This is a genomic window from Bacillus massiliigorillae (assembly GCF_000380245.2).
In the GTDB taxonomy this organism is placed as follows: Bacteria; Bacillota; Bacilli; order Bacillales; family DSM-1321; genus Bacillus_AD; species Bacillus_AD massiliigorillae.
This window is the reverse complement of record NZ_HG428741.1, coordinates 1026119-1040372: the sequence shown is the minus strand read 5'-3', so window position 1 is coordinate 1040372 and position 14254 is coordinate 1026119. Positions and strand designations below refer to the sequence as shown.

Here is a 14254-nt window from a genome sequence, read left to right as displayed (position 1 = left end):
TTTTCCAATAAATTCTTTATAAAAATCTATTGTTTCTTATCTACTTAACAATTATTTGCTTATTAAGACTTGAGCACAGCGTGAGCCTTTACCTAATAGCTTTAATATCAAAACTTTTTACTTAAAAGTATGATGGAATATATAAGATTCAAATAGAAATAATTTGTAGAGGAATATAAAGGGTAGGCATTTAAATAAAAAATAAACATTCCAAATATGAATGTTTATTTTTTTAACAAATTTAAATGGTAAGTCATAGTATTACTATTTGAATTTTTATAAACTATATCATAATTTGATTTTAATATATCTTGAATATCATCAGAGGGTGTTTGTGCAAAATTCTCCTGGATTTTTAACGAACAAGATAGTAAATCTATTGTTGCATCATTATTTTGAAAGCTACACTTATAACTTCCAAAATGGGAGCAACTACTCGATTCATATACAAATAAATTTTGCGTACAACTGTTCTTAATTTTTTCTACTAATCCTTCATAGTTCATTAGTGATAAAGTATGATGGTGATTAACAGAAAAACGTTCCAAATTTTCATTGTTAGTCTTCTCAATTTTAATTAATACTTTTTCAAAATCAGTCCCACAAAATTCATAAATAAAAATCACTTTAGTTATTGGTATTTGTTGTTTGAAATAAATAAATAGCTCTGTTTGTTGTCTTGGTTTTATCTCTAAAATTGGTTGGATCAGGTCTATAATAAAATTGTTTTCGTTGTAAGGAAGCCCTTCTAAATATTGAAAGAACCGCTTGAAATGCAATCTATTCTGAATATCAAGCTTTAAAATAGGCTTCTTATTAAAAAATATCAATATGAAAGGTAGTATAGTAAACGTTAAAATAACAACCAAAAGAGCTATAAACGTAGAGATTTCATCAGCAAGCCCGATCTTCATTTTACCATTCTCACGATTAAGCCAATAACCAACCCCTGCAATAAACCATGCAATTCCTGATAACCAAGAAATTATAGAAAAGAACATTAAATTAGATTTATATATTTTTGTACCACTTATACCATAAATCATTTCGTTTACCTTTTGAATAACTACATTATTTGATTGGGTAGAACTTTGAAAATGTGCAATAATTTCTTTGTCTAATTGTTTAGAGTGATAAATTATCTTTTCATTATATTGACTAAATACAATAGTTGTAAGTGCTAGTAAAGCTGCAACTATAGGAGAAGTCCAAGTTAAAATTTGAATAGAGTAGGTGGAAACACCACTAAAAAAATTACTAATACTCATCTACTTTATTTTCTCCATATAAATTTATTATTTTTAAGGAAGTTATTAATATTTGCTCTACTAGCTGTTTATCATTTGTAAATGGAAAGGTAATTACACCATTTGTATATAAGTTAATTAGATATTTAGAATAAAGCGTTCCTTTTATACCATATATTCCATCAGCTTGAATTAAACTAAAATTTTCTATATTAACATTATTAAAATTAACTAATTTACCTTGCTTCAATGGTATTCTTAAAATTTCAAATATAATTTCATTTTCAAACATATGATTAATAATTTTTTTAAAAAATTTTATATGCTGAATACTTGATGTAAAAAGATAAAAAATGTTGTCTTTATACATGAAATTCAAGATATTCATTTGACCGTATTCATAGGAATTAGTATAGCAAACTTCACCAGTATTATTATTTTCATCATAAAAGTTTATTGAAAAGAACTTTCTTGTATTTTTAGAATGAATGTTTTTCTCAAAAAAATAGTGGTCAGTTAGTTTATCATTACTTATATTAGTTACTTTTACTGGTATAGCACTATTGCAAAAAAACATTTTGATTCTCCTTTATTAATTATGAGTATATCTTGCAAGAGGAAATTTAGATACAAAATAGTTCTCCATAGCAATTTTATCATCAATATCCGTAATGATTTCTGAAAGCTCTCTATATATATCACCAACTAATTGGTTATTAGTTTTTGGTAATGGTAATTTTTCATGTATTAATTTAGCTCCATTTTCAACACTTGAATAATCATAAATTAAATCAATAAGAGCTGCTTGTATTTTTATACATATATCTCGAACAGCTTGGTTAGTATTAGGGTCATCTGCATCAAATATAAATGAGAGCTTTCCTTGTAAGTCGATGATAAAAGAAGTTGTAAATATAACCTCTTCTCCATTATTATGGCTAACTTTTTGTAGTGAAATTTTCAAATTGTCTACTTCATCACGACTATGGATTCTATTTAGGACTTCCGGAGCACTTAACAAATCAGTACCTTTCATTTTCATACCTTGAACTTTGGCTGCATCTAGATTGGTAAAGCTTACCGAATCAATTGTAAAATCATAATTTAAATCAGGTATAGTTTTATAAATCAAGTTAATAATTAAAAGAGTTGTATTAGAAAATTCCGTATCATTATTTTTATCCATGCTTTTTTTTCTTTTCAATATATAAAAAGGCTCTAAAGTATTTCCTGTACGTTCTCTTATTAAGCTCATTAACTGATTATGACCCTTATCATTAGTAGATTTTGAAGATATACATCTTTTATTTTTAAAATCAAATATTATCTGAATAACACCTGAATCTTTCTGGTATTTTTTATCATCAATTACATCTACTCCATTCTCACAAAAAGTAAATTTGTACTGTATTGTTTGATTAATATTGTCTATAGAGTATTCACTTAACTCAAAGTCGAAATCATTGTAATTAATAGGTTTTGAAAAACAACTTAACAAATTTCTATCAAATACATCAACTTCTATACCAGTTGAAAAAGAATAAATATAATTTGGATTTTGAGCTGAATAAGAGTATTCTAATAAATAATATAATTCATCAAATATGTCTTCTGATGTATCAGGTCGGTCTATGGTATACTGAATAATATATTGTATACACTCTGTTTCATCACCAAATGAAATTTTTCTCTTTTCTTGTTGAGAAAAGTAGTTTGAGATACTTTCAATCCGTTGTTTTTTAGTTGGATTAAATTGCATTTTTTTGTTGAAATAAATAGTAAATCTTGTAATGTCCATATAAAAGCTCCTGTTTTTTTTTGTTAATTTTATAATAACAAATAATTAGGATACATTAATAATATAAATGCATTTATGGTTCAATTATTTATTTCGTAAAATTAACGTTAGAGGGTTCTTTTATGTTTATATTAACGAAAATAGTAGAGCCGTTAAGATTCTGATTAGATAACTTTTTTTAGCAGCCTAAGTGGCTTTCAGTTTAACTATCACAATTCTAATTCATCCTCCTGCTAATGCTTTAACCGCTCTTTCTTCATGTTTTAATACTTCCTTATGTGTATTTCGCATAACCTTACCAAAGTACACTAGACGTTATTTAGAGCCTTTTCCATGAATGAGAATGTTCCTACGAATCCGATATCAGATAATACAGAGGACAAAAAAACGATGGACTATCTATTGAAGAAATCAGAGCGATATTGTAGCACCTTTTAAATAGACCTAAATATAAAAAGAAGTGCTGACTGGTGCAATATTTTGAACCAGTCAGCACTTCTTACTGTAAACATTCACCATGTAGATAAACTAAATCCGTTATTTTTACTCACTTTTTAAAATTAAATATATCTTCTCAATTTGTCTTCTGCATTTCTTAATGATGCAAAGAAATCCTCTTCATCATATTTTAATTTATCTCCATAAACTTTACGCTCTTCATTTGCTACTTGTAATCCCATAACCTCCATCATTAATAGTGATGCTAATAGTGATTTTTCTGCTTCTGTGTAACCACTCATATAAAACACTCCTTTTGTTGATTATTAATTTATAGTATGGACTAACCGAACATGTTTAAGACGAATAGCAATTTAAAATTAATTTCAAACCCTTTTAAGCATTATTTAAATAACCTCAGTAATCAGCTAACTGCCTTTAAAGCAATTTTAAACCTTTTAAAATGATAGGTTTTTGAGCTACGGGTCTATGCGTAATAATAAAAGACTATATAAATTATCTATATTTTATATTAAAGGTTAGTATAGTTATTTATTCGGTCTGAACCCGTAGCTCCAGTTCTATCGTAAAAGTCCCTAGAATCAATTCTAAAGGTCTTGAACGTTATTTGTATTAGTAGTAAATAAGTAATACGCTAAAACGTCTTAGAAAGTAAATGATGGAAAATTCAGGGCGTCAGTGTCGTTAAATGTTTTTATTAAACAGGTTCTTTTACAACGTTGCCTTTAAGTTGACAGTAATATTTTGAATAACTAATAATCAATCAGTTTTGGTTTTTCTTTTCTTTGAATCTTCAAGAGCATTAATTAAAGAATACTTATCATGCAAATCATGCACCACAGAGTCCAATACATGAGCATACCTTTGTGTAACCGTAATATCCGAATGACCTAAGATTTTTTGTAATACACGTATATTTCCTGTTTCTTTAATAAAATGAGCACTTGCTGTATGTCTAAACAAATGAGGATACACTCTTTTATTCACACCCGCTCTTTTAGCATATTCTTTCATCTTTGTAGAAACTTCTCTCCCGCTATTTTCCAAGGGTTTACCGTTCCAAGATTGAAAAATATAATCATTATTAAACTCTTCTACTTCTTTTATTAATTTTCTAATTAACTTTGCTGTCTTTCTTGATATTGGAACAGTACGTATTTTTCTGCTCTTGGTCTTATTAAAAGTTATGGTTTGATTTTCTAAATCCACATCTTGTTTTTTTAACGCTAACGTTTCACCTATCCTACTAAATGTGTCAATGAGTACATGAATCATCACATAATCTCGAAATTCCGTATACTTACTCAAATCCATACTTTTTAATATACCTTGAACTTCTTCAAGAGATAATACAATTATCGCTTTCTCATCCTCTTTCAAATACTTTATATTCTTGAAAATGTGTACACATATATCTTCCTCATCCAGAATCTTAAATGCACCTTTAGCATTTGTAATATAACTATTAATTGTATTATTTTGTAATCCCTTTGTGATTAAGAAATGGATGAAATTTTTAGCATCCTTTTCAGTTAGTTCACTCACATTCTTTTCTTCATTTTCTTTCATAAATTCCCCAAGATGTTTAAAAAACTTTTTATAGTTCCTAACAGTCTCAATACTCAATCCTTCAATTTCTTTATTTTTTATAATGATTGATTGTGCTTCTTCTAATGAAACATCCCCCATCTTATCATTTTCAATAGTTAACTTACGTTTTCTACCCAAATAAAAAACCCTTCTTTCATCCAATTATAAATTAGATAAAAGAAGGTTTTTAACATTCATAACTACTGGTTGTATCAGAGAAATTATGTTCACTTCTGGCTTTATACAGATGGCTTTATAAGTCCGAAATTATTTATACACACAAATTCCGATAACGATACTAAGACATCTCATAAACCCTGATATGAAGCACTATCTCTCCACATTAAAGTATCTCGCCTCAGGATGGGCAAATACTATCGCTGATACAGATGCTTCTGGCTCCATCATGCAACCATCGGTCAATCGAACACCAATATCTTCTGGCTTCAGTAATCTAAATAGCTTCTCTTGATCTTCAAGATTCGGACATGCTGGATAGCCGAATGAGAATCTTTGACCAACGTATTTGGCAGCGAAGCGTTCTTGCATTGTCATGTCGATTGAATCACTAATACCGAATTTATCGCGCATTACTTGATGAATTCTTTCAGCAAATCCTTCCGCTGTTTCAAGAGCAATTGATTGAATAGCATGGCTCTTTAAGAATTCACCACTCTCCTTCCATGCGTCGCTTCGTTGTCTAATACCTTTACCCGCTGTTACTACGAAGAACCCTACATAATCCATTTCTCCCGATGAAACAGGCTTTAAATAATCAGCTAGGCAAAGGAATGGCGCACTTTCTTGTCTTGGAAAATCAAATTCTTCTAACACTTCACTATGGTTTTCTGGATTGTATACAATCACTTTATTACCATCGCTTTGTGCAGGGAAGAATTGATACACCGAATTGACACTATATTCACTTTGTAATAGGTCAGCATATAATGTATCTACTAAATCTGTTAATTGCAGTGCTTTTTCATCCTTTTCAGCTAATAACTTGTCTAATTTTCCTTTTAAACCTAAGTGATGACCGATTAACATTTGACGGTTCACATAAGGCATGATTGTTTGTAATGGATAATCAATTAGCGTATGTCGCTTCGTATCTTCAGGAACTTTTACTTCTGCTGGATTAACAGTAATAACTACTTCTTCTACTTTCTTTTCTTTTACTGGTCTTTGTGCCGCAAGAGCTAAAGATTTCTTTCTTTTTTCATCTAGCGCATCAACAAATTCTTGTTTTCGCTCCTCATCATGCATCGTATTAGCAAGAGCTAGACCGTCCATTGCATCTTTCGCATAAAGAACCGTACCTTCATACTCTGGTGCAATTTTGAAATCCGTAAACTTTCTCGATAGTGCTGCCCCACCAACCATAATTGGTGTATCGATATTTTTTTCTTTTAAATCTTGAGCTGTTAATACCATTTGTTGTGCGGATTTTACTAGCAATCCAGATAATCCAATCATCGATGGCTTATGTTCTTCAACAGCTTCTATAATTTGTTGAGCTGTTACTTTAATACCTAAGTCAACAATTGTATATCCATTATTAGCAAGAATAATTTCTACTAAGTTCTTTCCGATATCATGTACGTCACCTTTAACAGTAGCCAAAATGATTTTCCCTTTAGAATTCCCTGTTTCACTCACTTCCATGAATTGCTCTAAGTGAGAAACAGATGTTTTCATTACTTCAGCACTTTGAAGTACTTCTGCAACAATTAGCTGATTATCATTAAATAGAACACCTACTTCACTCATACCTGCCATTAAAGGTCCATTGATTATATCTAACGGAGCCATTCCTTTCGCTAGAGCTTCGTCCAAGTCAGGTATTAATCCTTCTTTCGTTCCTTCAATAATGTATTGTGCTAATCGTTCTTCAAGCGGTAACTGCTTCGTATCTATTTTCTTTTCAACTTTTTTATCACGGAAATACGCCGTGAATTGTTGAAGAGTCTCATCACTCGTTTCGAATAATAGTTTTTCAGACAGCTCTACTTCTTCTTTTGGAATACTTGCGAAACGCTCTAATTTCTCTGTGTTAACAATGGCGTAATCAAGTCCCGCTTTCGTACAGTGATATAGGAATACTGCATTAAGTACTTCTCTACCTCTAGGTGGTAAACCAAACGACACATTACTTATCCCTAAAATGGCTAAGCATTGAGGTAGTTCTTCTTTAATTGCTCGAATACCTTTCACAGTTTCTAATGCGGAACCAACATATTGTTCATCACCTGTTCCTACTGGGAATACAAGTGGATCATAGATGATATCTTTCGGATTCATACCATATTTATTTACTAACAAGTCATATGAACGTTTGGCAATTCTTAATTTATCTTCCGCTGTGATTGCCATCCCTTTTTCATCGATAGTACCAACAACAAGAGCACCACCATATTTATGAATAAGAGCAGATACGCTTTTGAATTTTTCTTCTCCATCTTCTAAGTTCACTGAGTTAATAACCGCTTTACCTTGCGAATATTTTAATGCTTGCTCAATAACAGCATCATCCGTCGAATCGACTACAAGCGGAACCTTAACTTTTTTAACAACTTCTTTTACAAATTCCTTCATATTACCTAATTCATCATCATCAGGATCAGCTAAACAAATATCAATAACATGTGCCCCTTTTTTCACTTGAGCACGAGCAATTTCAGATGCTTGCTCAAAGGCTTTATCACGAATTAGTTGTTTAAACTTTCTAGAGCCAATTACATTTGTTCGCTCACCTACAAATAACGGTCTCATGCTATCATCGTATAATAAAGAATCTGTACCCGAAACGGCATGATTATGTGTTTCTGAAGGAATTGGGCGCGGAGGAAGTGTCGCTACTTCTTCTACCATTGCCTTTACATGTGCCGGTGTCGTACCACAACAGCCTCCAATAATATTAATCCAACCTTTTTCCGCAAACTGTCTTACTTTACTCGCTAAAGAGGCAGGAGATTCATGATAATGCCCCTCTTCATCCGGTAAACCAGCATTCGGGTAACAACTAATACCTGTATTAGCTAACTGAGACAATGTACGCACATGATCCGTCATAAACTCTGGACCTGTTGCACAGTTTAAACCTACAGCGATTGGTTTCATATAATCACATGAGAAATAGAATGCGTCAATTGGTTGTCCAGCTAACGTTGTTCCCATTGGCTCAATTGTTCCTGAAATAATAATCGGAAGTGTTTTCTTAGTTTTAGCAAATGCTTGCTGAATACCTGTGTAAGCAGCTTTTACATTCAGCATATCTTGACATGTTTCTACGATTAACACATCACATCCACCATCAATTAGACCTTCTACCTGCTCACTATATGAAGCTTGCAAAGCATCAAATGTTGTTCCACCCGTTAAAGATAATGTTTTCGTCGTAGGACCAATTGAACCACCCGCAAAACGGGGTTTTTCTGGAGTACTATATTTCTCACATGCCACTTTGGCAAGTTCAGCTGCTTTTTTATTCAACTCGTACGCAATTGAGCCGAGATTATATTCATCTAGTACAATACTTGCTCCACCGAATGTATTCGTTTCGATAATATCTGAACCAGCTTCTAAGTATGCTTCGTGAATACGTGAAATTGTATCAGGGCTAGTAAATGTTAAATATTCATTACAGCCTTCATATTCTTCCCCACCAAAATCTGCTGCTGTTAAGTTAGCATCCTGAATCATAGTTCCCATCGCACCATCAAGAACCAAAATACGTTCTTTCATTAATGTTGATAAATCATATTTACTCATAGACGATCACTTCCTCTTTCTGCTTTGCATCTATTTCGCGAACGAATTTTGTTAGTTCTACCGTAATGTTATATCGCAAAAATGGTGTAATTAAATAAATACCTTTGAAACGTTCCATCGTTGCTTGTACCAACTCTTTAGCAATAGCTAATCCTTCTCTCTCCGCTTGCACACGATCATTCCCTGCCTTTTCCATCGCACGAAGAACTGAATCAGGAAGTGTAATTCCCGGAACTTCATGATGAATATATTCCGCATTACGATAGCTTGTTAAAGGCATAATTCCCATGAATATTGGTGCTGTTATATGTTTTGTAGCTTGATAGATTTCCTCTACTTGATTCACAGAATAGATAGGCTGCGTTAAGAATGAGTCTGCACCAGCTTTTATCTTTCTTTCCATTCGTCCAACCGCTTTATGAAGGTACTTCACATTCGGATTAAAAGCCGCTGCAACTTTGAAATTTGTTTTCTGCCCTAATGGTTTTCCGCTATATGATAGACCATCATTATATTGCTTCACTAAGCTAATTAAATCCATAGAAGATACATCGTAAACGGATGTTGCTCCTGGAAAATCTCCCACTTTTGACGGATCACCAGTAATAACAAGAATTTCATCTAATCCTAATGTGTGAAGCCCCATTAAATGTGATTGTAATCCAATTAAATTATGATCTCGACATGTTAAATGAACGAGTGGATTAACGCCTTGTTGCTTCAAAATAGAACCCATAGCCATATTACTAATACGTGGTGAAGCTAGAGAATTGTCCGCCATCGTAATAGTATCAGCTCCAGCCTCGATTAATGCTTTAGTTCCTTCTAAATACGCTGAAATATCTAATTTTTTAGGAGGATCTAATTCTACTAGTATAGTTCGTTTATGTTCTACTTTTTTATATAGCGCTTCCTCATTTTCTTGCTGTGCTGTTTCATTCACTTCAATTTTTCTAGGAGAAACATTTTTTTCAAATATCGGTGGAAGCCCATTTAAATTTTTCTTTACTTCTTCAATATGACTTGGCGTTGTACCACAGCAACCACCAATGATTCTTACACCTTGTTCTCTTAGGAGTAGTGCGCTTTTACCGAAATATTCTGCATTTGTTTCGTATTGTAATCGTCCATCAATATACTCTGGTAAACTAGCATTCGGATACGCACTTAATACCGACTTGGATGGTACTGGCACTTGTTCTAAAGAACGAATAGTATGATGAGGGCCTAAGCGACAGTTTACACCAACTGCATCTGCTCCCATATCTTCTAAAATAGGCAATGCTTCACTTAAATGCATGCCATTTTGTAAATAACCTATTTCATGAAGGGAGATGTTTGCGATAATCGGTAATGGTGTTTCTTGTCTAGCGATTTTCAGCACCGTTTCCATTTCTTCAAAATCATAAAATGTTTCTAATATAAGCCCATCTGGATTTTCTAGCAGTAAACTAAAAAGTTGTTCTCTGAAATTTCTTTTAATTTCTTCTAAAGTAATATCCGACTTACGTAGGCTCCTAGTAGCACCGATTGTTCCAAAGACAAAATTATGTTCCAAAGCGGCACTTTTCGCGATTCTCATTCCTTCGCGATTTATAGATGATACTTTATCTTCTAGTCCATATCGTTTCAGCTTATAATGATTCGCACCGTACGTATTCGATTGTAAAATATCGGAGCCAGCATGCACATATGCCTGATGGACGCTTCTTACTAAATCAGGATTAATGATGTTTAATTCTTCATAGCATTGATCCACACCTGTTGAATATAGAAGTGTGCCCATTGCACCTTCTCCAATTAAAATTCTATTCTGTATTTCGTCACGAAAGTTCACGAAGTCTTCACCTCAAATATTTTGTTAGCAACTGCCTCTAGTTTTCTTTTATTCTATTATGAATGGATAATTTTTTGTTTACTACATTGAAAAGCTTGATTTAAATCCGCAATTAAATCTTGCACATTTTCAATTCCTATTGAAAAGCGTAATAAATAATCACTTACACCCTTTTCTTCACGATATTCTTTTGGAATATCAGCATGCGTTTGCGTAGTAGGATATGTTATAAGTGATTCTACACCACCTAAGCTTTCTGCAAAACTAATAACATTTACATTTTTCAACAAATCTGCAACGATGGACACTTCCGTAACTTCAAAGGAAATCATAGCACCAAAGCCACTACATTGCTTCTCCATTATTTCTCTACCAGGATGATTTGCCAAACCAGGATAATAAACACTCTTCACCAATTCATGTTTTTCAAGCCATTCAGCAATTTTTTGAGCATTTTCTTGTTGTCGTTCCATTCTGATTGCTAATGTCTTCAAACCGCGTAATAATAACCACGAATCTTGCGGCCCAAGTATAGCACCCGCACTATTTTGTAATCTTCCTACTTTTGCACTTAATTCTTCTGTAGCAGTAACGACTAAACCACCTATTACATCATTATGTCCACCGATATATTTAGAGGCACTATGAATTACAATATCCGCACCAGATTGAATTGGTTTTTGTAAGAATGGTGTTAAAAATGTATTATCTACAATGGTTAATAAGTCATTTTCTTTTGCTAGCTTACTAATTGCCGCCAAATCTGTTATTTTCATCAATGGATTTGTTGGTGTTTCAATAAACAATGCAACCGTTTCTTCTTTAATTGCTTCTTCTACTTGACTAATACACGAAGTGTCAACATAAGTGGCTGAAATACCATAGTTAACGAAAATCTCTTCCAACAAACGATACGTCCCTCCATATAAATCGTCCGATATCACAATATGATCACCAGATTTAAATAGGAATAGAACAGTTGTAATCGCCGCCATCCCCGAAGAAAAAGCAAAGCCTGCATTTCCTTCTTCTAGTATAGCAATCGCTTCTTCTAAAGCCTTTCTAGTTGGATTAGCCGTTCTTGAATAATCAAAGCCAGTGCTTCTACCGAGCTCTGGATGCTCAAATGTAGCATTTTGATAGATTGGCGTACTAATAGAACCCGTTGCAGGATCTTTCTTTGTTCCCGCTTGAACTAATTTCGTTTCAATATTCATATTTCATCCCCCATTAACATCTTGTTTTCGTATGCATACAAAAAGCGCCCTTCTATTCAGAAAGAGCGCTAGTAATCATATAACTGTAACTTCTCGCTCTCATCGACTAGAATTTTATTTCTACTGGCATTGGCACCGTTCATAAATGATGGTTGCCGGGCATCTCAGGGCCAGTCCCTCCGCCTCTCTAGATAAGAGTATATTATTTAATTTTTTGATATTTCATTTTTTTATCATAATAATGAAATGGTTTTTTGTCAATGGATTTTCCTGAAACTTGTAAATATTATATTAATTGTACTTTGCGAACGTTCCTATCGCGAACAATTATAGTCTACTATCTATGTCTAAACTCATAGTAATTTAAGGCTAGCCCACATATACAAACCCAAAATCCCCCCGCAGCAAATCCAGCCACCACATCACTTGGGAAATGAACGCCTAAATATATGCGGCTAATACCAATTAACAGCACAATAACTGCAAATGAAATCGCAATTACTATATCTAATAGCTTATTTTTAGCAACCTTAGCTAAAACAACTGCTAATGATGTATAAAAAATAAAAGAAGCCATACTATGCCCACTCGGAAAACTATAGCCATGCTCCACAATTAGCGGATAAAAGTCAGGACGTTCTCTTTGGAACAACCATTTCAAGAAATAATTGAATAGCGCTCCTAAGCCTGATGATAGGATTAAATATAATGCATACCGCTTCTTAAAAAAGAAAAATATAGTTGATGCAATAAGCACACCAAGAACGATACCTAGTTTTCCACCAAAAAACGTAATGGCTTTCATAACAAACGTTAACCGATCAGAAATATGACTTTGAATGAACTCAATAATCGTATAATCAAAATTTCGCAATTCATTCTCTTTTAATTCATCGACAAGCCAAGAAAATACGAATGAATATACAACAATCAAACATGCGATTAAAATAATATATTGAATATTTTTCTTCGTTAGTCTTTCTACTTTTATAGAATTCAAATTTTATTCTCCTTCTGCAATGAATACAATATATATTATTTTGTACGTTTTCTTTTATTTCAATCGTTTAATAACTCTACTATCTCCTCCAAAAACAATTCATTATGTCACTATGTACCTTCTGTTTAACATAGCCTGATAATAATACGACTTAAAGAGTAATAGGTTTCATCGTATACCCAGCCTAAAAAAGAAAAAGCTGCAATAAAGAGAAAAATTTCTCATTTCTCTTTATTGCAGACTTTCTGTTTTTAAATATAGTTTTTCGCATATTGCTGACAAGCTTCTTGCATAGCACGATAGGCTACTGTTTCTTCTGGAAATTCTTTTTTACTTGTAGTTGAAAATGCTGTTAATGCATCATTCAGCTCTACTTGTACTTCAAATTCATATGTGGCATTTCCGATTAAATCAATTGTGTAAGTATCATTGTTTTTATGAACTTGACAGTTTACTTTTCCACCAGGATTATAAACTGCGATGTTTTCTTCAACCTTGTTTTCACCTTGCAAGCACGTAACAAGCGTTGAAGCACTCATTGCCGTTCCACAAGCATTTGTGAATCCCACGCCTCTTTCAAATGTTTTCACGAAAATACTTCCACTTTCCAGCAATTTAACAAAGCTCACATTAACACCGTCAGGAAAATATGGGTTTTTACCATTTACATAAGTCGATAATTTCTCTTGAACATCGCTAGCTAATACTTCTGAATCAACAATTGTAATAAAATGCGGATTCGGAACAGCTACCGCAGTAAATGTTAATCCTGGAGCTAACTCTTTCAACTCTTGATTAATGAAAGTTTCACTATTAGCGTTGAATGGTAAATCTTTAACAGCGAATGATACAGGAGAAATTTCCACTTTGAAAGTAGGAATATTTTCAAAAATATCTTCTGTTTGTTCCACTGCTAAAACTGCCTTCATTGTCTCAATGGAAAGTTGCTGCTTCCCTAACAACTCACATGCATAACGTGCCACACAACGTAAGCCATTACCACACATTGACGCTTCCGAACCATCAGAATTGAATACGCGCATTTTCCCATCTGCTATATCACTTTTTTGAAAAACAAAATGCCATCTGCACCGATACCTGTTTCTCGATTACACATCGTTAATGTAAGCTGTGCTCTTTCATCATCCGATAATTGTAATGAATGGCTATATTCATCTAATATCAAAAAATCATTACTTGAACCATGACATTTCACAAATTCCAATTCCATATTAATCCCCCATCTATGTACGTGTCTACAATGTATTTTATTAATACATCTTAATATAATTGTAGCAAAGAGTATAGTGAGGTGTGGAAATTTTGAGAATTAAC

At 32.9% G+C, this 14254-nt stretch carries 11 protein-coding genes and 1 riboswitch; all 11 genes read right to left on the bottom strand.

The annotated features are described in order from the left end of the window. Window positions 1–224 precede the first annotated feature (224 nt). Window positions 225–1268 (bottom strand): hypothetical protein, encoded by a 1044-nt coding sequence (locus TX86_RS04935; RefSeq protein WP_042346792.1) that lies wholly within the window; start codon window positions 1266–1268, stop codon window positions 225–227. Next, the gene (locus TX86_RS04930) at window positions 1258–1824 is read right to left on the bottom strand and encodes a hypothetical protein (protein WP_042346789.1); all 567 of its coding nucleotides are present in this window, start codon (window positions 1822–1824) and stop codon (window positions 1258–1260) included. The genes TX86_RS04935 and TX86_RS04930 overlap by 11 nt, the downstream gene beginning before the upstream one ends. Before the next feature lie 15 nt (window positions 1825–1839). Beyond that, the gene (locus tag TX86_RS04925; protein ID WP_042346786.1) at window positions 1840–3045 is read right to left on the bottom strand and encodes a hypothetical protein; all 1206 of its coding nucleotides are present in this window, start codon (window positions 3043–3045) and stop codon (window positions 1840–1842) included. Between the two features lie 560 nt (window positions 3046–3605). Then, complete coding sequence (locus TX86_RS04920) at window positions 3606–3785, bottom strand: hypothetical protein (protein ID WP_042346785.1); 180 nt, start codon at window positions 3783–3785, stop codon at window positions 3606–3608. A 478-nt stretch (window positions 3786–4263) separates the two neighbouring features. Further along, window positions 4264–5256, bottom strand: a complete 993-nt coding sequence (locus TX86_RS04915; protein WP_154663049.1) for a tyrosine-type recombinase/integrase — start codon at window positions 5254–5256, stop codon at window positions 4264–4266. Between the two features lie 168 nt (window positions 5257–5424). Then, on the bottom strand, window positions 5425–8865 hold the full coding sequence (gene metH, locus TX86_RS04910; protein ID WP_042346781.1) for a methionine synthase: 3441 nt from the start codon (window positions 8863–8865) through the stop codon (window positions 5425–5427). Beyond that, the gene (locus TX86_RS04905) at window positions 8858–10702 is read right to left on the bottom strand and encodes a bifunctional homocysteine S-methyltransferase/methylenetetrahydrofolate reductase (protein WP_081707561.1); all 1845 of its coding nucleotides are present in this window, start codon (window positions 10700–10702) and stop codon (window positions 8858–8860) included. The genes metH and TX86_RS04905 overlap by 8 nt, the downstream gene beginning before the upstream one ends. A gap of 56 nt (window positions 10703–10758) precedes the next feature. Continuing rightward, window positions 10759–11919: a trans-sulfuration enzyme family protein gene (locus TX86_RS04900; protein ID WP_042346779.1), complete on the bottom strand. Its 1161-nt coding sequence runs from the start codon at window positions 11917–11919 to the stop codon at window positions 10759–10761. A 96-nt stretch (window positions 11920–12015) separates the two neighbouring features. Next, window positions 12016–12117, bottom strand: a riboswitch (SAM riboswitch). A gap of 139 nt (window positions 12118–12256) precedes the next feature. Next, window positions 12257–12919, bottom strand: a complete 663-nt coding sequence (locus TX86_RS04895) for a phosphatase PAP2 family protein (RefSeq protein WP_230203568.1) — start codon at window positions 12917–12919, stop codon at window positions 12257–12259. 251 nt (window positions 12920–13170) lie between these two features. Beyond that, window positions 13171–13962, bottom strand: a complete 792-nt coding sequence (gene dapF / locus TX86_RS04890; protein ID WP_336469847.1) for a diaminopimelate epimerase — start codon at window positions 13960–13962, stop codon at window positions 13171–13173. Window positions 13963–13973: 11 nt separating this feature from the next. Next, window positions 13974–14150, bottom strand: coding sequence for a hypothetical protein (locus TX86_RS27550; RefSeq protein WP_336469846.1), 177 nt, complete (start codon window positions 14148–14150; stop codon window positions 13974–13976). Between the last annotated feature and the right edge of the window lie 104 nt (window positions 14151–14254).

Bases quoted from the DNA above. Each gene is read 5' to 3' on its own strand.
- TX86_RS04930 (WP_042346789.1), bottom strand. From the start codon at position 1,824: ATGTTTTTTTGCAATAGTGCTATACCAGTAAAAGTAACTAATATAAGT.
- TX86_RS04920 (WP_042346785.1), bottom strand. From the start codon at position 3,785: ATGAGTGGTTACACAGAAGCAGAAAAATCACTATTAGCATCACTATTA.
- TX86_RS27550 (WP_336469846.1), bottom strand. From the start codon at position 14,150: ATGGAATTGGAATTTGTGAAATGTCATGGTTCAAGTAATGATTTTTTG.
- metH (WP_042346781.1), bottom strand. From the start codon at position 8,865: ATGAGTAAATATGATTTATCAACATTAATGAAAGAACGTATTTTGGTT.
- TX86_RS04900 (WP_042346779.1), bottom strand. From the start codon at position 11,919: ATGAATATTGAAACGAAATTAGTTCAAGCGGGAACAAAGAAAGATCCT.
- TX86_RS04925 (WP_042346786.1), bottom strand. From the start codon at position 3,045: ATGGACATTACAAGATTTACTATTTATTTCAACAAAAAAATGCAATTT.
- dapF (WP_336469847.1), bottom strand. From the start codon at position 13,962: ATGCGCGTATTCAATTCTGATGGTTCGGAAGCGTCAATGTGTGGTAAT.
- TX86_RS04935 (WP_042346792.1), bottom strand. From the start codon at position 1,268: ATGAGTATTAGTAATTTTTTTAGTGGTGTTTCCACCTACTCTATTCAA.